General features: G+C 66.4%; 22 protein-coding genes. 10 read left to right on the plus strand and 12 right to left on the minus strand.

Annotation, left to right across the window (positions count from 1 at the left end):
• Nucleotides 1-88: 88 nt before the first annotated feature.
• Complete coding sequence (locus tag QNN98_RS11305; protein ID WP_283997464.1) at nt 89-871, minus strand: sulfite exporter TauE/SafE family protein; 783 nt, start codon at nt 869-871, stop codon at nt 89-91.
• 150 nt (nt 872-1,021) lie between these two features.
• Here QNN98_RS11305 and QNN98_RS11310 point away from each other — a divergent pair, with 150 nt between their 5' ends.
• Nucleotides 1,022-1,537 (plus strand): gluconokinase, encoded by a 516-nt coding sequence (locus tag QNN98_RS11310; RefSeq protein ID WP_283997175.1) that lies wholly within the window; start codon nt 1,022-1,024, stop codon nt 1,535-1,537.
• Between the two features lie 40 nt (nt 1,538-1,577).
• Nucleotides 1,578-2,981, plus strand: a complete 1,404-nt coding sequence (locus tag QNN98_RS11315) for a GntP family permease (RefSeq protein WP_227926742.1) — start codon at nt 1,578-1,580, stop codon at nt 2,979-2,981.
• On the opposite strand, the gene QNN98_RS11320 is transcribed toward QNN98_RS11315, so the two are convergent.
• On the minus strand, nt 2,978-4,414 hold the full coding sequence (locus tag QNN98_RS11320; protein WP_283997178.1) for a DUF2252 domain-containing protein: 1,437 nt from the start codon (nt 4,412-4,414) through the stop codon (nt 2,978-2,980). The genes QNN98_RS11315 and QNN98_RS11320 overlap by 4 nt on opposite strands.
• A gap of 134 nt (nt 4,415-4,548) precedes the next feature.
• Here QNN98_RS11320 and QNN98_RS11325 point away from each other — a divergent pair, with 134 nt between their 5' ends.
• The gene (locus QNN98_RS11325; RefSeq protein WP_283997180.1) at nt 4,549-5,127 is read left to right on the plus strand and encodes a GNAT family N-acetyltransferase; all 579 of its coding nucleotides are present in this window, start codon (nt 4,549-4,551) and stop codon (nt 5,125-5,127) included.
• 3 nt (nt 5,128-5,130) lie between these two features.
• Here the strand turns inward: QNN98_RS11325 and QNN98_RS11330 are convergent, their stop codons facing one another.
• Both QNN98_RS11330 and QNN98_RS11335 read right to left on the minus strand, forming a co-directional pair.
• Nucleotides 5,131-5,916 carry an alpha/beta fold hydrolase gene (locus tag QNN98_RS11330; protein ID WP_227926745.1) on the minus strand — a complete coding sequence of 262 codons (786 nt, stop codon included), beginning with the start codon at nt 5,914-5,916 and terminating at the stop codon, nt 5,131-5,133.
• Nucleotides 5,917-5,925: 9 nt separating this feature from the next.
• Complete coding sequence (locus tag QNN98_RS11335; protein ID WP_227926746.1) at nt 5,926-6,648, minus strand: FadR/GntR family transcriptional regulator; 723 nt, start codon at nt 6,646-6,648, stop codon at nt 5,926-5,928.
• 183 nt (nt 6,649-6,831) lie between these two features.
• On the opposite strand from QNN98_RS11335, the gene QNN98_RS11340 reads away from it, so the two are divergent.
• Nucleotides 6,832-7,695, plus strand: a complete 864-nt coding sequence (locus QNN98_RS11340; protein ID WP_283997183.1) for an NmrA/HSCARG family protein — start codon at nt 6,832-6,834, stop codon at nt 7,693-7,695.
• A gap of 9 nt (nt 7,696-7,704) precedes the next feature.
• Here the strand turns inward: QNN98_RS11340 and ppk2 are convergent, their stop codons facing one another.
• Nucleotides 7,705-8,667 (minus strand): polyphosphate kinase 2, encoded by a 963-nt coding sequence (ppk2, locus tag QNN98_RS11345; protein ID WP_283997465.1) that lies wholly within the window; start codon nt 8,665-8,667, stop codon nt 7,705-7,707.
• A gap of 291 nt (nt 8,668-8,958) precedes the next feature.
• Here ppk2 and QNN98_RS11350 point away from each other — a divergent pair, with 291 nt between their 5' ends.
• On the plus strand, nt 8,959-9,978 hold the full coding sequence (locus tag QNN98_RS11350; RefSeq protein ID WP_283997185.1) for a GmrSD restriction endonuclease domain-containing protein: 1,020 nt from the start codon (nt 8,959-8,961) through the stop codon (nt 9,976-9,978).
• A gap of 62 nt (nt 9,979-10,040) precedes the next feature.
• Here the strand turns inward: QNN98_RS11350 and QNN98_RS11355 are convergent, their stop codons facing one another.
• On the minus strand, nt 10,041-11,825 hold the full coding sequence (locus QNN98_RS11355) for a glycoside hydrolase family 15 protein (protein WP_283997187.1): 1,785 nt from the start codon (nt 11,823-11,825) through the stop codon (nt 10,041-10,043).
• Between the two features lie 35 nt (nt 11,826-11,860).
• The gene (gluQRS, locus tag QNN98_RS11360; RefSeq protein ID WP_227926751.1) at nt 11,861-12,781 is read right to left on the minus strand and encodes a tRNA glutamyl-Q(34) synthetase GluQRS; all 921 of its coding nucleotides are present in this window, start codon (nt 12,779-12,781) and stop codon (nt 11,861-11,863) included.
• A gap of 139 nt (nt 12,782-12,920) precedes the next feature.
• Between gluQRS and QNN98_RS11365 the strand changes: the two genes are divergently transcribed.
• On the plus strand, nt 12,921-13,220 hold the full coding sequence (locus tag QNN98_RS11365) for a hypothetical protein (RefSeq protein ID WP_227926752.1): 300 nt from the start codon (nt 12,921-12,923) through the stop codon (nt 13,218-13,220).
• Nucleotides 13,221-13,233: 13 nt separating this feature from the next.
• Nucleotides 13,234-13,599 (plus strand): hypothetical protein, encoded by a 366-nt coding sequence (locus tag QNN98_RS11370; RefSeq protein ID WP_227926753.1) that lies wholly within the window; start codon nt 13,234-13,236, stop codon nt 13,597-13,599.
• An 18-nt stretch (nt 13,600-13,617) separates the two neighbouring features.
• Here the strand turns inward: QNN98_RS11370 and QNN98_RS11375 are convergent, their stop codons facing one another.
• The 5 genes from QNN98_RS11375 to QNN98_RS11395 form a co-directional block, all read right to left on the minus strand.
• Nucleotides 13,618-15,003, minus strand: a complete 1,386-nt coding sequence (locus tag QNN98_RS11375) for an amino acid permease (RefSeq protein WP_283997468.1) — start codon at nt 15,001-15,003, stop codon at nt 13,618-13,620.
• A 179-nt stretch (nt 15,004-15,182) separates the two neighbouring features.
• Nucleotides 15,183-15,617: a VOC family protein gene (locus QNN98_RS11380; RefSeq protein WP_283997190.1), complete on the minus strand. Its 435-nt coding sequence runs from the start codon at nt 15,615-15,617 to the stop codon at nt 15,183-15,185.
• A 2-nt stretch (nt 15,618-15,619) separates the two neighbouring features.
• Nucleotides 15,620-16,114, minus strand: a complete 495-nt coding sequence (locus QNN98_RS11385; RefSeq protein WP_349643222.1) for an SRPBCC family protein — start codon at nt 16,112-16,114, stop codon at nt 15,620-15,622.
• Nucleotides 16,111-16,617 carry an SRPBCC family protein gene (locus QNN98_RS11390; RefSeq protein WP_227913443.1) on the minus strand — a complete coding sequence of 169 codons (507 nt, stop codon included), beginning with the start codon at nt 16,615-16,617 and terminating at the stop codon, nt 16,111-16,113. The genes QNN98_RS11385 and QNN98_RS11390 overlap by 4 nt, the downstream gene beginning before the upstream one ends.
• Nucleotides 16,614-16,991, minus strand: a complete 378-nt coding sequence (locus QNN98_RS11395; protein ID WP_283997471.1) for an ArsR/SmtB family transcription factor — start codon at nt 16,989-16,991, stop codon at nt 16,614-16,616. Before QNN98_RS11395 ends, QNN98_RS11390 begins: the two co-directional genes overlap by 4 nt.
• Before the next feature lie 211 nt (nt 16,992-17,202).
• Here QNN98_RS11395 and QNN98_RS11400 point away from each other — a divergent pair, with 211 nt between their 5' ends.
• From QNN98_RS11400 to QNN98_RS11410, 3 genes are all read left to right on the plus strand, one after another.
• Nucleotides 17,203-17,583, plus strand: coding sequence for a hypothetical protein (locus QNN98_RS11400; protein WP_283997192.1), 381 nt, complete (start codon nt 17,203-17,205; stop codon nt 17,581-17,583).
• A 19-nt stretch (nt 17,584-17,602) separates the two neighbouring features.
• Complete coding sequence (locus QNN98_RS11405) at nt 17,603-18,469, plus strand: MBL fold metallo-hydrolase (protein ID WP_283997194.1); 867 nt, start codon at nt 17,603-17,605, stop codon at nt 18,467-18,469.
• 69 nt (nt 18,470-18,538) lie between these two features.
• Complete coding sequence (locus tag QNN98_RS11410) at nt 18,539-19,804, plus strand: NRAMP family divalent metal transporter (protein WP_283997196.1); 1,266 nt, start codon at nt 18,539-18,541, stop codon at nt 19,802-19,804.
• The last annotated feature ends 96 nt before the right edge of the window (nt 19,805-19,900 follow it).

The following is a 19,900-nucleotide window of genomic DNA, read 5'->3' on the forward strand; positions in this document are numbered from 1 at the left end:
TTCCGGGGTGTCGTGCCTACGATATTGGTAACGCGGGTCACAACGGCGTGATCTGCGTACCAAGGCTTCTGCGGCCCGGACGGCGGTGCTACCGGGCCGGGGCAGCCTGCCCGACGACGGCGGGCAAGCTCTGGGCCGTCACCCAGGCGGCAACGAGCAAGACCAGCACGGCGAAGATCCTGCTCACCACCCGGTCATCCAGCAGGCGGGACAGCCGTGCTGCTGCCAGTGAGGCTGCCACCGCCACTGCCGCGAAGGCCAGGGTCAGCGTCCAGTCCATGCCCAGGCCGGCCAGATGTGCGGAGAACCCCGAGGCGGAATTAATGGCGATTACCGCCAGCGACGTTCCCACGGCCTGCTGCAGCGGAACCCCCAAGAACATGGGCAGCGCCGGAATGAGCAGGAACCCGCCACCCACCCCGAGCAGGCCGGTGAGGAAGCCGACGGCAAGGCCCACTGCCACTCCGCGGAGCAGCGGCCCCCGGACCGGCACGGCGGCTGGCAGGGCACCGGGAATCCTCCGCCCGGCCAGCAGCATCCTGATCCCCGCCACCACCATGAGGGCCGCAAACAGCAGCATCAGCGCATCGGGGTCCAGCCGTTCGCTCAACCCAGCACCGGCCCAGGACGCCGGAAAACCTGCAATGCCCAGTACGGCCACCAGGGTCCAGTTGATCCCGGTGTGCAGACGCGGCAGCAGCCCGGCCAGCGAGGAAAGGCCCACCACAATCAGGGAGGTGGGTACGGCGTCGTCGGGCGGCAGGCCCACCAGATAGACCAGTGCCGGAACAGCGATGATGGCCCCGCCGGCGCCCACCAGGCCCACCACGGTTCCCACCACGACGGCGACCGCCGCTCCCAGCACGAACATGGAGTCCACGCTCCCACGCGCGGCCCGGCAGGCACAGTAACCGCCGTCGTCGGGCCGGACGCCGTGCTATCTTATGGAAGATAAATCTGATTTATTGCCGCCGTGGCTCCGCAAATCAGATGTGATGACGCGTCTGAGGAGTGTGCTGCCATGCCGCCGTACCTAGTTCCGCCGCTGGTTGTGATGGGTGTGCAGGGGTGCGGCAAGTCCACCTCGGGCCGCGCCATCGCCGATGAATTATCCCTGCCGTTTATCGACGGAGATGACCTGCATCCGGCCAGCAACAGGGAAAAGATGGCCTCCGGGCATCCCCTGACCGATGCCGACCGGGAACCCTGGCTGCGGGCCATCGGCTCGGCGCTCGCGGACGGCCTCGCCCGCGGCGAATCCACAGTAATCGCCTGTTCCGCGCTGAAGCGCCGGTACCGTGACCTCATCCGTTCCTTCGCGCCCGGCACCCGCTTCATACACCTCGACGGAAACCGGTCCCTGATTGCCGAACGGCTCACCCACCGGGACCACGAATACATGCCGCCGACCCTGCTGGACTCCCAGATCGACACCCTTGAACCGCTGGCGGCGGACGAAGCCGGAATTCCGGTGGACATCAACCTCGCTCCAGCCGAAATTGCCGCCTTTGTGGCTCAGGCACTGACTGCCCGCTGACCTGCCCCGATTCCCGCTTTCTTTCCCAGATAGGACAACGATGACCGATCTAGAACTCAACTGGACGTTGAGCACTCCCGGCCTGCTCCTCATCGCCGTAGCCGCCATTGCGCTGCTGCTGGTGATGATCATGAAGTTCCGAATCCACGCTTTCCTCTCATTGATCACCGTCAGCCTGCTCACCGCGGTTGCCACCGGCATCCCCGCATCGGGCATCGTGCCGACGCTGACCGCCGGGTTCGGCACCACCCTGGGCAGCGTTGCCCTGCTGGTCGGCCTGGGTGCCATGCTCGGGCGGATGCTGGAAGTCTCCGGCGGCGCCGAGGTGCTGACCAACGCACTGATCGGCAAGTTCGGGCAGAAGCGGGCTTCGTTGGCCCTGTCCGTGGCCTCGCTGATGTTCGGCTTCCCGATCTTCTTCGATGCCGGCCTGGTGGTAATGCTGCCGATCATCTTCACCGTGGCGCGGCGGATGGGCGGCTCCCTGCTCACCTACGGCTTCCCGGCTGCTGCAGCGTTCTCCGTGATGCACGTGTTTGTCCCGCCGCACCCAGGCCCCGTGGCCGCGACCGGCCTGCTGGGCGCCGACGTCGGCTTGGTCCTGATCTTCGGCCTGCTGGTTGCGATTCCCACCTGGTACCTGGCTGGCTACCTCTTTGGCACCTTCCTCGGCAAGAAGTTCGTCCTCCCGGTCCCGTCCATCCTTGACGCACCCTCCGGATCGGCCGAGTCCGAGTTCCGCTCCTCGCCGAAGCTGGGCACCATTGTGACCCTGCTGATGCTGCCGTTTGTGCTGATCTTCCTGAACACCGGATTGAACATGCTGGCCACCGCGGAGATCGTCTCCCTGGACACCGGCTGGGTGCAGATCCTGCGCACACTGGGCGAAACCCCGGTGGCGCTGCTGATCACCGTGTTCCTGGCCATGTGGCTGCTGGGCCGCCGCCAGGGCAAAAAGGGCACGCTCATCGAGACCGTGGTGGACAGCGCGCTGGGCCCGGTCTGCTCGATCATCCTGATCACCGGGGCCGGCGGTATGTTCGGCGGCGTCCTGCGCGCCAGCGGCATCGGCAACGCTATTGCCGAGTCACTCGACGCCATTGGCCTTCCGGTGATTGTGGCCGGCTTCCTCATCGCCGCCATTGTGCGGATGGCGCAGGGCTCGGCCACCGTGGCCCTGACCACGGCTGCCGCCCTGGTCCAGCCCGTGGTGATGGGCAACCCGGACTTCAACGCGGTCCAGGTGGTGGCCATTGTGCTGGCGCTGGCCGGCGGTTCGGTGTTCGCCGGGCACGTCAATGACTCCGGCTTCTGGCTGATCAGCCGGTTCTTCCAGATGGACACCAAAACCACGCTGAAGACGTGGACGGTTGGCCAGGCGCTGATCGGCGTCGTTGGCTTCGCCTTTGCCCTGGTGATCTACCTAGTGGCCTCCGGGTTCTAGACCCCTTCCACCGCTCGGAGCCGCCCCGATTGCACGGCGGAGGCGAAGGCGGAGTAGTCCTGTTCGTTTTGGGCGGCGTACCGTGCGCAGAAATCGGTGACGGCGTCGTCAAACTTTTCGCCTTTGCCCAGATAGGCGGAAATTGCGATGGGGTCCCCTGACCGGGCGTGGGCCCGGGCCAGGGTCCAGCCGCAGGTGCGGGCGTAAAGCTCCATGCCGAAAGGCTTCATCGCCTCGACAACTATCGAACCTTTCATGTCCCTCAACTGGCGCCAGTAGAGGTAGCGGTTGTCCTGTACGCCCCTGGTCCAGCCCAGGAAGATATCGCTTGCCGCCTGCATCATGCGCTGGCCCTGCACCACCCGGGCACCGGGCTGCCGATACTTGCTTTTGGGCAGATGGTCCTCCAGGACGGAGCGGGTGGCTTCCTTGACCTGGAGGAACAGCGGATCACCCGAATCGCGGCCCTGCAGCAACACGATGAAGCCCCGCGTGCCCACGCTGCCGATCCCCACCGCTTTCCGGGCGACGTCGACCACCTCGAAGCGCTCGAGGAGCCGGCGTCGATCCTCCTGCAAACTCGCCCGGTAGGACCGGAGCTGGTCCCGGATGGCGGTCTCCATTTCCTCGGCCGTCAATCCCCAGGAAACATCGAGCTCCCGAAGGGGAACGATAACCGGCGGCTGGCTGAGAATCCGGTACGTCCCGTCCACCTCTTCAGCCAGCTTCGACTGTGCCTGCAGGCTGTCCCGGGACCGGGCCTTCCGGATGGTCTCTTCCGCCGTCTTTCGGGCGTGTTTGGCGGCCTTCTTATCCGCCTTGCCCTTGCTGGCGACCGTCGCCTGCCGGATCGCTTCCAAAATGTCCTTTTCAGCAAGATGCGCGTACCAGATATCCATCGTGTCCATTTGTGCGAAGTCCCGCATTGCTTCCCGGTAGGACCGGACCGCTGCACGGGTCACCGTGCGTGTGTCTTCTGCGGAGAATCCGTTGTTTTGGGCTGCGATAGTGAAACTCGCGGCCATCCGCAGGACGTCATACTCAAACGGCCCCGGAAGTGTCTCGTCGAAGTCGTTCAGATCGAACACCAACGCTCGCTCGGGGGAGGCGAAGACCCCGAAGTTGGACAGGTGCGCGTCCCCGCTCAGCTGGACCGTCAGGCCCGCGCGCGGCATGTCCTTGAGATCGGCGGCCATGACTTTGGCCGCGCCGCGGTAGAAGGTGAACGGCGAGGCGAGCATCCGGCCGTGCCGCACCGGCACCAGATCGGGGTCGCGGGTGCGGTTTTGTGCTTCGATGAGCGCCACGGGATCCGGGCGGCCGGAAGCGGGACCCCACCCCTGATGCGTTGATACGGGGGTCGACCTTCGGTGGTCCTTGCCTGCTGCCGCACGTTCCGCAACGGTTGGACGCTGGGTTTGGGTACTTTCCATGGTCGGCGACCTCTCTGCAGCGGTTCGCTGCGCCCATCGGTCAGGTCCTGCGGGGTCAGGTTACCTGTCCGCTATCTTCCCCGACCAGCGCTGGAGGGAGACCAATCCACCCGGGCCCGGGTTAGTATCGCCGCGTGGACAACATCAGTGATCTGCAGAATTGGTCCGCCGCACTGCTCGCGGGCGAACGGGTCCGCTTCCGCGAACTGCGCGAGCCGGACCTGCCGCATCTGGCCGAGTGGTGGAACGACCCCTTCCAGTCCGTCCTGCAGCAGAACCGGGTGGCCGCACGGCCGGAGGAGTCCGCGGCGGCCATGTTCCGGACCTGGAGCAAAAACGAGTTACCTTCGGGGTTCGGCTACAGCATCGTGAACCCCGCCGAACGGCTGGTGGGGCACATCAGCGTCTGGGGCATCTCCGTTCCCGAGCGGATTGCCACCATGGCGATCATCATCGGTCCGGAATTCCAGAACCAGGGGATGGGCCGGGAAGCGATGCAGCTGGGCCTGCGGATTGTGTTCGAGGAAATGGGAGCGCATAAGGCGGAACTGCAGACCTGGTCCTATAACGAGCGGGCGCTGCACCTCTACACCTCACTGGGATTTGTCGAAGAAGGCCGCCGCCGTGCTGCCGTGTTCCACCGCGGAGCGTTCCACGACCAGGTGCTGCTGGGCATGCTGGAGCAGGAATACCGGGCATCCGCCGCCGGGTAGCGGCTAGCGGGGGAGAGCGGGCGACGGCGCAGGGATGCTGGCCAGCCAGTCGTCCACGAGCGCCGCAACCACTGCGGGACGCTCCATGTATACGTGGTGCCCCGCGGCGTCGAGCACTGCGAACGTGCCGCGCACATAGTGGTCCCGCAGCGCCAGACCGTCCTCATACCCGGTCACGTGGTCCTGCCGCCCGAAGATATGCAGCGACGGCGCCTCGAACGGTTCCGGATACGCAGCCTCCGGTTCCCGGCGCAGCGCGTAGTCCGCGGCAATCCGCTCCGTCATCTGCTGATTCGTCCCGCGAAGGCCGGGAAGGACAAACTCGTTGAACGCGGCAAGGGTGCCCGGAGTCTGGATCACCGCCACGTCCCGGAAATCGTCGTCGACTGCATGTTCTGGAACATCTGCATGGATAACGGCGCGTGCCGGGAGCACCCGCTTGCTGTGATCGGCTGTGAACACCGCCCCGAGGGTGGCCAGCCCGAGCACCTGGCTGCGCATCGTGTGCGCCACATGGCGGGCGATCATGCCGCCGAATGAATGCCCGATGATCGCGAACGGCTCCTCTCCCAGGCGGTACCGAAGTTCATTTACGACGCCGTCGGCCACGTCCTGGGCACTGGCGGCAGATCCCGGAACCGCCTGTTCGGTCCACGGCAGGTCTAGGTAGATACGCCGCCACGAGCTGCCGGCCAGCGAGGCTTCGAGGGGCAGCATGCTGCGGTGGTCCAGCTCGAACCCGTGCACCAGTACCAGCGGCCTGCCCTGTCCAACTTCATGCGCTATCACCGGATCATCCTAGGGCAGCGGCGTAAAATCCCGCGGTTCGTCCGTCCATACACTGCCCACTTCCTCCATGGTGCGGCGCATAATCTGGTCCATGGCAGCGCGGGCGGTCTCTGGATCGCCGCCGGAAATCGCGTTGGCCACGTCAATATGCAGCTGCAGGGCCTCTTCATGCGGCCGGTCCGGCATCAGGCCGTAGTGCGTGCGGCCGCGCAGCACCTCGGCGATCATCGACTGCATCTGCGCGAACATCTCATTGCCGGAAGCGGCCAGCACCAGCCCGTGATAGTGGATATCCAGGTCCAGGAATTGCTGCAGGTCACCGGCCCGGCCCACCGAACGCATTTTCGCCGCCACCGCCATCAGCTCCGCGCTCAGATCGGCCGGAGCGTACCGGGCGGCCAACTCGGCTGCCGCCGGTTCGACGGCGGAACGCAGCTCAGTCAACGAGCGCAGCTGGGCGCCCTTGCCCGCGGCCGCCAGCCGCCAGCGGATCACGGACGGGTCAAACACATTCCAGCTGGTCTCGGGGAGCACACGGATGCCCACGCGTTTGACGGTTTCAACCAGGCCGAGGGACTGCAGAACGCGCACTGCTTCGCGGGCCACCGAGCGGGAGACCTGGAGTTCGGTTTCGAGGTGCTCGGAATGCATGGTGTCACCGGCCGCCAGTTCACCGGAAATGATCCGTTTGCCCACGGATTCAATAACAAGGTTATGCAGCCTTGAACTCATGCGGCGGCCGGTATTCGAATCACCTGTTCATTCTATGCACCACGGGCTTCCCCGCCTGCTCCATAACCTGCCGGTAGCCACCCGTTTATTCCCACTCAGCGGGCGGCGTAAAACCGTTGAGTATTTACGGCCGCAGCCATAGCGTGACCGGAACAAACCCAGCTCGAAAAAGGAGTCATTCCAATGTCCACTGACAATTCTGAGCTGTACGGCGTTTTCGCCGCCACCGGCAAGCAGGGGTCCGCCACTGCGCAGGCCCTGTTGGAGCAGGGTGTCCGGGTGCGGGCCCTGGTGCGGCGGCCGGAGTCTGAACAGGCCGGGGACCTGGCGGCCCGCGGCGCCGAAGTGGTCCTCGCGGACCTCGACCGGCCGGAGACACTCGGCCCGGCGATGGACGGGCTGGACGCGCTCTGGTTCATGACCACCATGAATACCCCGGACGGTCCGGCCGGGGAAGCGCCCATGGCCAAGGCGCTCGGCGACGCCGCTGTGGAGGCCGGCGTCGGGCGCCTGGTCTTCAGTTCGGTGGACGGTGCCGAGCGGAACAGCGGTGTCCCGCATTTCGACAGCAAATACGACGCCGAGCAGTACCTGCAAGGGCTGCCGATTGGCCTCACTGTGGTCCGGCCGGTCTTTTTTATGGAGAACCTGCCCTACCTCGCCGCGGTCGAGGACGCCGAAACCGTCCTGCGGATGCCGTTGCCGGACGGGATCCCGCTGCAGATGGTGGCGGTACGCGACGTCGGCCGGGTTGCGGCGGCGGCACTGCTGGATCCGTCGGAGATTCCCGGCGGTGCGGTGGGGGTTGCCGGGGATGAACTGACCGGCACCGAAATCGCCAGCGTGCTGGGTGCCGCTGCCGGAATGCCTGGCCGTTATGAGGCCCTGCCATTGGAAACCCTGGCGGGACAAGCAGACTCGCAGGCAATGTTCCGCTGGTTCGGGCAGCTGCCGGCCTACCAGGGGGACTTCGAAGCCACCAACACCCTTGCCCGCGGTGCCCTGGACCTGGACAGCTGGCTGGTGTCCAACGGCGTGCGTTCCTAGCGGGCCGGGTCAGGCTCCGGCTGCAGCGTTGCCCTGCGGCCGGACCACCGGGAAGCTGCCGTGCGGCTCCTCGTCCTCCTCGAAGTGGCTGGAGGCGCGACCCACTATGAGCGCATCCGGAGCATGCGCCACGGTCTTGTCCTTGTTCGGATAATCCACCGTGTTCAGCACATGGCGCATGGCCTCCAGCCGGGCACGCTTTTTGTCATTCGACTTGATCACCGTCCACGGGGCGTCTCCGGTGTCGGTGTAAAAGAACATGGCTTCCTTGGCCTGCGTGTAGGCGTCCCACTTGTCCAGGCTCGCCAGGTCGGTGGGGGAGAGCTTCCACTGTTTCACCGGATCGGTTTCCCGGGCAGCGAACCGGGCAACCTGCTCGGCCCGGCCCACCGAAAACCACAGTTTGTGCAGCAGTGTGCCGGAATTGACCAGCATGCGTTCCAGTTCGGGGACTTCGCGCATGAACTCCAGATACTGCGCCGGCGTGCAGTAACCCATCACGCGTTCCACCCCGGCGCGGTTGTACCAGGAGCGGTCCATCATCACTATCTCCCCGCCGCTGGGCAGGGTGCGGACATACCGCTGGAAGTACCACTGGGTGACTTCTTCGGAAGTGGGCTTTTCCAGGGCCACCACGCGGGCGCCGCGGGGATTCATGTGTTCATTGAACCGTTTGATCGCGCCGCCCTTCCCGGCGGCGTCGCGCCCTTCAAAGATGAGGAGCATTTTCTGCCCGCTCTCTTTGACCCAAAGCTGCATTTTCAAAAGCTCTATCTGCAGCAGCCGCTTCTGCCGGTCATAGGTCCGCCGGCTGAGCTTGGTGTCGTAGGGGTAGTTCTGCCGCCAGGCGTTGTCATCGACCTTGATCTTGAGCTTCCTGGCCTTGCTGTTCAGCTCCTGGAGCTCGTCCAATTCCTGGGCGTAGTCCTCCGTGACGGCCACCCGCTGGCCGTTGCCCTCGGCCGCGCCCAAGCTGCGGCCATCCCGTTCGGCCAGCTGCTCGGCCAGTTCCTTAACTTCTTTGGTGCCGTTCTTATTGGTTGCCACGACATCTCCCATGACATGTGCCCTGCGGGTGACCTCTGCCCTGCGGGTTCGGTCCTTCCGAAACTACGCGTACCCGCGGGCATATTGGAAGAGGGTTCCGGCACCCCGCAGCGCGGCTCCTGCGCGGCTCAGGCGCGGTTTGGTGCGGTTTGGCGCGGTTTGGCGTGCGGCGCGCCTGAGCCGATGCCGGGAGGCCGGCGCCGATAATGGAGGGCGATGACTTCACTACGCACCAAAGTCCTGTCCCTTCTTGCCCTGCCCGCGGTCCTGCTCGGCGCTGCCGGCTGCACCCCAGCCGCTGATGCCGGTCCGGGTGCCTCGCCTTCGGCAGCAACTGCCACGGCCACTGACACCGCTTCCGGCGTCCCGGCCCCTGCGGAGCCCGCCGCGCCGCCTGCCGCATCCGATTCCGTGGTTGCCGCCGGAACAGCGCTGGAACAGCTCGCCGGAATCCCCATCAAGGGCCGCGCCCCGAAGACCGGGTATGACCGCGAGCAGTTCGGCCCGGCCTGGGCAGACGTGGACCACAACGGCTGCGATACCCGCAACGACATCCTTGCCCGCGACCTGGTGGACGTGGTTTACAAGGACGGTACGCAGGAATGCGTGGTCGCCTCGGGCACGTTCCAGGATCCGTACACCGGCACCACCATCAGCTTTGTCCGCGGCAACACCACCAGCACCGCGGTGCAGATTGACCATGTGGTGGCGTTGTCCGATGCCTGGCAGAAGGGTGCCCAGCAGCTTTCCGCCGAGGAGCGCCGGATGCTGGCCAATGATCCGCTGAACCTGATGGCGGCAGACGGCCCGGCCAACGGCGCCAAGTCCGACGGCGACGCCGCCACCTGGCTGCCCGCCAACAACGCCTTCCGCTGCGAATACGTGGCCCGCCAGACTGCGGTCAAAGCCGAATACCGGCTGTGGATGACCCAGGCCGAGCACGATGCCATCGCCACTGTCCTGTCCAGCTGCCCGGAGGAGCCGGTGCCGGTGCGGGCCGGCACTGCTGCGGTGTCCACCGGAGCTGGGGCAGCTGGTCCGGCCGCAGACGAGGCCGCAGCTCCCCCCGCCCCTCCGGCACCCGCTGCTCCGGCGGCCCCGGCGGCAGGGCCCGGCACCGGGTACGCCAACTGCGCAGCGGTCCGGGCCGCCGGCGCGGCACCCATCCGGGTGGGCGACGCCGGCTGGGACCCGAAGTTCGACCGCGACGGCGACGGCGTGGGCTGCGAGTCCTGACTCCGGGGCGGCCGCATCAGCTGTACGGAAGGTGCCCCACTAAGCCCGGGCGGGGTCCTCCGCTAGTCCCTTTCTTCGCCCAGCGTCAGGGCGGCCGTGATCAGGGCCAGATGGGACAGGCCCTGGGGGAAGTTGCCCAGGAAGGCGGAGTCTTCTTCGGCGATCATCTCGGTGTACAGGCCAACATCATTGGCCAGCGGCACCAGTTCATCCATCAGGGCGGCGGCCTCCTCCCGGCGGCCGACGCAGTCCAGGGCCGCAGCCATCCAGAAGGCGCAGGCCACAAAGGTGCCCTCCTCTTTCTCGGCTCCGCTGAACCGGTACAGCAGGGGACCGCGGCCCAGTTCACCGCGCAGCGCATCCAGGGTGGAGGACATCCGCTCGCCCCGGTCAAAACCGCTGATGGCGTGCAGCAAGATGGAGGCATCCAGCTGGTCGGTGCCGGGATACCAGACATAGCTGCCGCGTTCCTCGGACCAGCAGTTGGCATCCACCCAGTCCCGGATCCGGTCCATCTCGGCCCGCCAGCGTTCCGGGTTACCCGGAATCTGGCCCAGGTCCGCCAGATGCGAAGCGCAGCTCAGCGCGTGCCAGCAGCCCAGCTTGGAGGTGGTGTAATGCCGCTCCTCGTCCAGCTCCCACATCCCGGAATCACGCCGCTGCCACACATCGCAGGCCAGGTCCGCGAGGTCCGCCAGGTAACGGCCGGTGCCGGTGTCCAGCACATGCCCGGCGTCCACGTACATCTGGACAATGTTGAACAGGTCCCCGAAAACGCCCATCTGCAGCTGAGCGGCGGCATCGTTCCCGTTGACCACCGGTCCAATGCCGCGCCAGCCGGGCATATCCAGCACCTCGGCGTCCTCGGCACGGCTGCCGTTGAGCCGGGTAAACACCTTCAGATCCGAGCCCTGTTCCCGCACGCTTTTGAGCATCCCGGACACCGCCGCGTGTACTTCCTCGCGCAGCCCGAAGCGGATCATGGCGTGCAGGGTGTAGGCCGTGTCCCGCACCCAGGCGTAGCGGTAGTCCCAGTTTTTGCCGCCGTGCACGTTCTCCGGCAGGGACGTGGTGGCAGCAGCGGCAATCGCGCCGGTGGGGCTGTGCAGCAGCAGTTTGAGGGCAAGGGCACTGCGTTCCACCGCGTCGCTCCAGCGGCCCTCGTACTGGAACTCCCTGGACCAGTCCTGCCAGTTGGCGATGGTGCGGTCCACGCCGTCGTCGATGGTGTCCGGGTCCGGCAGCGGCAGGGGTTCGTCGTGGGTGGAAATCACGGCCAGCAGGTGGCGTGAGCCGGCCCGGGCGGTGAAGGTGCCGCTGATGTCCCGCTCGGACGTTTCTTCCGTGCCGATGTCCCGGCCGCGGACGGCAATGGTGGTGCCCTGCACCTGCAGCACCGGGCCGTGCACCGTCTGCTGCACCCAGGGGGAGGCGGTGTTGAAGCTGCTGCCCGGGGTGACGGCCCAGCGCATTTGGACTTCGCCGTCGAGTCCCTCGATCCGCCGCGCCAGCTCACCCCACGGCAGCCGGCCGGCCACGCCGGTGTTCAGTGAGTCGGTGACCCGCACGCTGCCGGTGCCGGTGGTGAAGATGGTGGCCAGGACGTTGGTGCCCGCCACGTAGGCGCGCTCCACGGTGAAGTCCGCGACTGGGCGCAGCTCAATCTGCCCGCCGTTTTCCGCGTCCAGGAGGCGGGCGAAGGCGGGTGTGGAGTCCAGATCCGGGGTGGGGTACCAGTCGATGGAACCGTCCAGGGCCACCAGGGCCACGGTCCGTCCGTCGCCGATTGCCCCGTAGGAGCGCAGGTCCACGTAGCCGTCCGTGCGGTCCGGGTGGGACATGCTCATGTGCTGCTCCTTGCTGGTTGGGTGGTGGGGGACGGCTAGGGATTCAGCCGGGCGGTGGGTCCGGCGTTGGGCCCGGCGGTGAAGATCCAGGGTTCCCTGGGCAGGCTCGCCGGGTTGAACTCCGCCAGCGCCGCCTGGAGGTTTCCGGGCAGGCCCAGGGAGGCCAGGATCAGTTCACGGGCGGCGTCCGCGTTCATTCCGGCGGCGGCCAAATCGGGAAGGGTCACGGCGCCGTCGCGCTTGGCCAGCCGCTGCCCGGCGGTATTCAGGGCCAGCGGCACATGGGCGTAACGCACCGGGGGCAGGCCGAGCAACGAGCCGAGGTACGCCTGCCGGGGCGCAGAGCTGAGCAGGTCATCACCGCGCACCACCTGATCGATGCCCTGCAGCGCATCATCGAGCACCACGGCAAGGTTGTAGGAGGGCACACCGTCGTTGCGCAGCAGCACCAGGTCATCCACGGCCGAGGTGTAGCTGCCGTGCAGCTCATCGGTCACGGTGAACTCGGGAACCTGGGCGCGCAGGCGCAGCGCAGCGGGCCGCTCCCGCCGTCGTACCGCGCGTTGTTCCTCGGTGAGGTTCCGGCAGGTGCCGGGGTAGGCGCCGGGCGGGGCGTGCGGGGCGGAGGCGGCCTCGGCTACTTCGCGGCGGGTGCAGAAACACTCGTAGACCAGCCCGGCTGCCCGCAGTTCCGCGATTGCCTCCAGGTACAACTCCAGCCGTTCGGACTGCCGGATGATGTCCCCGTCCCAGTCCAGGCCGACGGCGGCGAGGTCACGCAGCTGCGCTGCTTCGGCACCGGAGCGGACCCGGTCCAGGTCCTCCATCCGCAACAGGAACCGGCGGCCGGTGCTGCGCGCGAACAGCCAGGCCAGCAGGGCTGTGCGCAGGTTGCCTACGTGCAGTTCCCCGGTGGGGCTGGGGGCGAAGCGGCCGGCGGCGTCGGAAGTAGGCACCCTCTCAGTCTATAAAGCCGCGCGGGCGGTCCGTGTTTCCGGGCGCTTCCGGACACCGTACCGGAGGGCTTTTGATTCCGGACCGGGGGTGTCCGCAAGGGCATGGAAAGGACCTTCGCGGTTGCCTAGCGTGGCGGGCATGGGACTCATGGAAGTGGAACTTGCCTTAGCCGAACACCGGCAGCGGACCCGGGAAATGGAGCGCTGGCACGGCTTCCGGCGGGCGGCCCGGGAACGGGCACAGCTGGGGCAGGCCCGGGTACAGGAGGGGACAGCGCAGGAAGGAACAGGGCAGGAAGGGATCATGCGGCCCAAGATCGACTGGCCGGTTTTCACGCTCCGGCTCGGGCCGCTGCGGCTGGCGCTGTTCCGCACGGTCCGGTTGCCCGCGGGCACTGGCCGGGATTCACACGGGACACCCAGAGTTCTCCCGGGTTAGCCGGAGTACGGTTTTGGGCGACGAGGCTACCGCCGCTCCCGTGCTGGGCGGGACGGCGGCCCCGGTAGGGATTGATGCCATGACTTACGCGGGACGCAGCTCATCGGGTGGAAAGCGAACGACGACGTCGGGCGGCTCCCGCTGGACCATCGTGGTGGTGGGCGTGATCGTGCTGCTGCTCATCATTGCCCAGGGCGTGGCAACCGGCTTTACCGGCCTGCTGGGTTCGGCGGGCCTGATCGCCCTGTGCACCGGGCTCTACACGTTCCTGACCAACCGGCCCTCCTGGCTGGACCTGCCCAACCGGATGATCGGCGGGATTCTCGCCGTGGCGGGTCTGCTCGCGTCGGCCATCGCCACCGCCATCCACTGGGGGTAGGGCTGGACCCGGAGCCGGTTACGCCCGGTCCGTGAATGCGCCCTCGGTCTGGGTGGTGGACGTGGGCACCCCGGTCTCATCCGCGAGTTCGGCGCGCTTGAGCCCGTCGCCGCGCACCCACAGCCGGTAGGCAGCGAACAGGAGCACAATCCAGGCGGCGCCCACAATAAGGGCCACCCGGGTCTCCGGGATGATGCCCAGCAGCACCACAATGAAGGCCATAAAGGCCAGTGCGGCGTAGGAAGCAACCGGCCACAACGGCACCCCGAATTCCGAGGCGGGCAGGCTCCGGCGCTTGATGTCCCGCTTCATCGCGATGTGCGAGAGCAGGATCATCAGCCACACCCACACGGTGGCGAACGTGGCGATCGACGCAATGATGGTGAAGAGGGACTCGGGCAGCAGTGCGTTGAGCACCACACCGGCCAGCAGCACCACGGCCATGGTGGCCACGGTCATCCACGGCACGCCGTTCCGGGAGATCTTGGCGAACGACGACGGCGCCTGGCCCTCCTGAGCGAGCCCGTAAAGGACGCGGCCGGCACCGAAGATGTCGGAGTTGATGGCTGAGATTGCTGCCGTGATCACCACGGCGTTAAGGATGTGCGCGGCGGCCGGGATGCCCAGCGAGTCGAAGATTTGCACAAACGGGCTGGTTTCGCCGTTGATGTCCTGCCAGGGGAAGATCATCATCAGGATGCCCAGCGCGCACACATAGAAGAGCAGGATGCGTACCGGCACGGTGTTCACTGCGGCGGGGATGGCCTTCTTGGGGTTATCCGCCTCGCCGGCGGTGATGCCGATGGTTTCAATGCCGCCGAAGGCGAACATCACAATGGAGAAGGATGCCAGCAGGCCCCAGAATCCGTTCGCGAAGAACCCGCCCGAGCCGAGCATGGTCTCAAAGCCCGGGTTCGCGCCGTCGGGCAGGCCGCAGCCGAACACCACAATGGCCGCGCCGCCCACAATCATCGCGATGATGGCCGCCACCTTGACGATGGATAGCCAGAACTCGGTTTCCCCAAAGACCTTCACCCGCATCAGGTTCAGTGCCGCGATCAGCAGCACCACCGCGAGGATCCAGATCCAGCGCGGCACGTCCTCGAACCAGAAGCCCATGTAAATACCGAACGCGGTCACATCTGCAATGGCGACAATGGCCATTTCAAAGGCGAACGTCCACCCGGTAATGAACCCGGCGAACGGGCCCAGGTAGCGGCTGGCGTAGTGGCCGAAGGAGCCGGACACCGGATGCCTAACGGCCATCTCGCCGAGGGCGCGCATGACCAAGAACACAGCGGCACCGCCGATCATGTAGGCCAGCAGCACGGCCGGGCCGGCCGACTGGATGGCGGACGCCGAACCGTAGAACAGGCCGGTGCCGATGGCCGAACCAAGCGCCATGAAGCGGATGTGCCGGACATTCAGCCCGCGGGCCAAGGCCTGGGTAAAGGAGGACTTCAAAGAAAACGCACCTTGGAGATTGGGGGGATCAGCCGAATAGTCGGCCTATCCATGGTACGCCCGCCGCCGGCACGTCCATTTTCGAGGCTGGCGGACGTGCCGGTGCGCGGTCTCCGAATTTAGGTGCCGGTGCCGTAGCTGATGCGTGCCTCGGGCGGAATTAGCGGGGAACCCGCACGGACCTTCATTTCCTGCACGGTCCAGGCGTTGCCGTCCGGATCCGCGAAGCCGAAGAAGGTCCCGCCGTCGCGCTCGTCGAAGACCGTGACCTCGCTCGCGTCGACGCCGCGGTCCAGCAGTTCCTGGCGGGCCGCCTGCGCATCTGAGACCACCAGTTGCAGGCCGCGAAGGGACCCGGGCACCATGCCCTGGCTGGCTGCACCGTCGCCCACGAGGATCGAGCAGCCGGAGCCGGGCGGCGTCAGCTGCGCGAAGTTCATCTGGTCGTTTGAGGTCTGGTGGTCCAGGTTAAAGCCCAGTTGGTCGCGGTAGAACGCTATTGCCCGTTCCTGGTCACTGACCGGGACAACCACCAACTCCAGCGTCCAGTCCATGGTTATGCCTGCCTTCCGGTTCCGACGGATGCGAGCAGGGCATCCAGTTGGTTATAACCGTCAGACATGCCCTCTTCCATGCCGCTGCCCAGGAAGCCGTCGCGGGCTTCCACCGACGGATAGAGCGAGCGTCCGGTGAGCCGGCACCGGCCGTCGGGCAGCGCCGTGAAAGTACTGTACTCAAGCGTCACCACCTCCGGAGTGCTCTCAAACTCGAAGGTCTGCAGCACAAACTCGTCCTGGCGCACCGTGTGGAAGACACCGCGGAAGGCGTACTCGTCCTCGCCCCTCGAGTGCACAAAACGGTACGCGCCGCCGGTACGGGCTTCGAACTGGTCGATGCGCGTGGCCACGTCTCTCGGCCCGATCCACTGCGCAAAGAGCTCGGGATCGATATGGGCGTTAAAGACGGTGCCTACCGGGAAATCGAACTCACGGGAAAAGTCCATAACAGGCTCGCCGGCGGGCGCGTTCAGCGTCAACGGGTTGCTCATCATGCACCCCGTCCCTGCAGCGCCTCCGGCTGCAGCTGGGCCAGGAGCTCATCCATCCGGTCAAAGCCTTCCGCAACTCCGGCTTCCATGCCCGAAGCGGCCATCCCGTCCCGCGCCTCCATGGAGGGATAGACGGAATGCGCCGTGATCCGGGTCCGGTCGCCGTCGAGCGCCTCAAGCGTCATGAATTCCAGGCTGGTGATGTCCGGATAGCCGGAGAACTCGAAGGTCTGGATGGCGGCTTCGTTCTCCCGCACGGTGTGGAAGATGCCCCGGAATTCGTAGGGCACCCCGTCCGGGCCGGTGTGGATGTAGCTGTAGGAGCCGCCGGTACGGAAGTCATAGTGGTTGATGTCCATTTTCATTCCGCGCGGTCCCAGCCACTGGACCAGCAGGTCCGGCTCCGAATAGGCCCGGAAGACCTGGTCTACGGGATAGTCCACTTCGCGGCTGAAATCGATGAACGGAACTCCGTCGGGGACGGTGAGCTGCAGTGCGTTGGTCATGGGGGATCCTTTGCCTGCGGGCCGCCTGTCGCTGCGGCCTGTGCGCGAAGCACGGCATCAAGGCTGCGGAACTGCTCCTCGCGGACCAGCCGGTACTGGCTAATCCAGGCGGTGAGCGCCTCCAACCGTGCGGGGTTCAGGTGGACGGGCCGGCGCTGCGCGTCACGGCTACGCGTGACGAGCTTGGCATGCTCGAGGACCTGGATGTGCTTCGAAACCGCCTGCTTGGAGATCTCGAAGGGTTCCGCCAGTTCATTGACCGTTGCCGGCCCCTTGGAAAGCCGGGCAATGATGTGCCGCCGGACCGGGTCCGCCAGGGCCAGGAAAGCCTGGTCCAGGTTCTCCGATGAGGTGTCATCGCCAAGTGGGTCCATGCGTTCGGTCAGCTTCTGTGTGTCCGTAGTGGTGCTGGTAATCAAGGTGCCGGTTGTTCAACCTTGCGGTTGATTACGAAGCTACGCGCGGGCCGGACAGCAATCAAGAGCTTTGGCGAAAAACGTTGAAGTATATGGGCCGGCGGGTAGTGTGGGCCGCGCAGGCAGTGCCGGATGGGCACACGCAGGAACCATCGGAGGGGACGGGCTCATGGAATACCAGTATCCGTACAGCAATCCGGACACTCCCGACACTCCGCACGCCCCCGCCGCTGTGGACTCCCGGCCTGTACAGGACAACCCGCTTGGAATAGTCGGGACCATCGTGATGGTGCTGGTGCACCTGCTGTACCTTGCAACCGCTTTGCCGGCTTTCTTCGTTTATCTGGTGGCCACGGACCTGACAGTGGAATCCCACCTGACGCCGCTGAGTTTCTGGGCAAGTTTCGGCTGGCTCATCACCCTGATAGGCGGATGGGCTGTATTTCTATGGTTCCACCGCGGCGGTGCCGGGCGCAGCGGCGCGTTGGTGTTCCTGCTGATCTTTGCCGTCTGGGCCAGCACGTCGCTGCTGGTCGCACTAACCCTCTGAGCCCGGAGGGACAAGGACCGTGAAACGAGCCGGGTACACCCTCACCGAACCGGCGGCGGGGATCGTCTTTGTGCAGGGACCGGCGTCGAACTGGATCATCCTGCGGGAGGCTAAGCGGTTCACCCTGGTCGACGGCGGCTACCGCGGCGACCTGCCGCTGGTCCTGGCCTCCATCCGGGAAGCGGGCCTGGCGCCGGACGACGCCGTCGCCGTCCTCATCACCCACGCCCACGTTGACCACACCGGCGCCGCAGCATATTTCGCCCAGCACTACGGCACCCCGGTGCTCTGCAGTTCCGGCGAACTAAACCACCTGCGCGGCGAGGAGAAATTCTCCGTGACTCCGCTGCAGATAGTGCGGCGGGCCTGGCAGCCCCGGGTTTTCCGTTGGGCGGTGCACGTGCTGCGGTCCGGGGGAGCGGCAGGACACCCCGTGCCGTCGGCGGCGGCCTGGGACGATGCGCTGCTGGCGGGTCTGCCCGGCTCTCCGGTCGCGGTCCCGACGCCGGGACACACACCCGGGCATGCCGCCTTTTACCTGCCCCGGGCCAAGGCCGTGCTCACCGGCGACGCACTGGTCACCGGCCACGCGATCAGTGCCCGGAACGGTCCCCAGCTGCTTCACCCCATGTTCCACCACGACGGCGCGCGGGCAGACAGTGCGCTCGCGATCCTTTCGAGACTGGATGCCTGCCTGCTCCTGCCTGGACACGGTCCCGCCGTCCGGACCGGCATCCGCGAGGCGGCGAATACCGCCTGGCGGCAACGGGCGGCGGTCAAGGTACCCCGGCCGGTGCTGCTTCCTGGCCGGAAGGGCGGCCTTGCGGGCGAGCCGACCTACGGACGGGTGGAACATTCCGGCACTGCGGCGCCCGGGGCGGAATAGCTCTTCCTGCCCTTCAACCGGCCGCCGTACACTGGCGGCGGAAATGCACCCCCGTGGAACGGACAGGCCATGGATGAGCAGGTTGCCCCCAACGATCCGCCGGCTGCCGGAGCGTCGGCACGCTCCGGGGGTAAGCGGGAACGGAAACCGGCGAACCCGAAGCGGGCCGCCATCCTGGGGGCCATGTTCCTTATGGCCACCAGTGCCATCGGCCCGGGCTTCATCACGCAGACCACGGTCTTTACGGTCCAGCTGGGTGCGGCGTTCGCCTTCGCCATCCTGGTCTCGATCCTGGTGGACATTTGCGTCCAGCTGAACGTGTGGCGAATCATCGGGATTTCCGGCCTGCGGGCCCAGGTGCTGGGGAACAAGGTCCTGCCGGGGGCCGGCTGGGTACTGGCCGTCCTGGTGTTTGTCGGCGGACTGGTGTTCAACATCGGCAACGTGGCCGGGACCGGGCTGGGCCTGAACGCCATGCTGGGGCTGGAACCCCGGATCGGAGCGGCGGTCTCGGCCGTGCTGGCCATCCTGATTTTCCTGTCCAAACGGGCTGGCCTGGCGCTGGACCGGGTGGTGGTGGTCCTCGGCGCGGTGATGATCGCACTAATGCTTTACGTGGCCATCATCGCCGGACCGCCGGTGGGCAGCGCCCTGAAGAACACGGTGCTGCCGGACACCGTGGACTTCCTGGCGATTACGACCCTGATCGGCGGCACGGTGGGCGGTTACATCACCTACGCCGGGGCGCACCGCATGGTGGACTCGGGCAACTCCGGGCTGGAGAACATCGGCCCCATCACCCGCGCCGCACTGCTGGGCGTGATCGTCACCGGCGTGATGCGCGTGCTGCTGTTTCTTGCCGTCCTGGGCGTGGTGGCCGGCGGTGCAGTGCTGACCGGCAGCAACCTCGCTGCGGACGCCTTCCGGGTGGCGGCCGGCGAGATCGGGATCCGGCTGTTTGGCGTCGTGTTCTGGGCCGCGGCGCTGACCTCGGTCATTGGTGCGTCCTATACCTCGGTTTCCTTCATCACCAAGATCACCACCAGCACCCGGACACGGAACCTGCTCACGGTAGCCTTCATCGCTGTCTGCACGGCCGCCTACCTGCTCGCCGGACAACCGCCGCAGACGCTCCTGGTGTTTGCCGGGGCCTTCAACGGGCTCATCCTGCCGCTGGGCGTCGCCATCCTGCTGTGGGCTGCTTGGCGGCGCAGCGATCTGCTTGCCGGCTACCGGTACCCGCGCTGGCTGCTGATTGCCGGGGTGCTGGCCTGGCTGCTGACCCTGTATCTGGGCTGGAACTCGCTCGCGGGGCTGATCGACCTTTGGGCCTAGGCGCAACCGACGTGTAAACCCCGTGTTAACAATCCCCGGATCGTTCAACAAAACGCTTGCGGATTGTTGAACAACCTTTAGACTGCTGGAAGCCCT

The organism is Arthrobacter sp. zg-Y1143 (assembly GCF_030125565.1).
Taxonomy (GTDB): Bacteria; Actinomycetota; Actinomycetes; order Actinomycetales; family Micrococcaceae; genus Arthrobacter_B.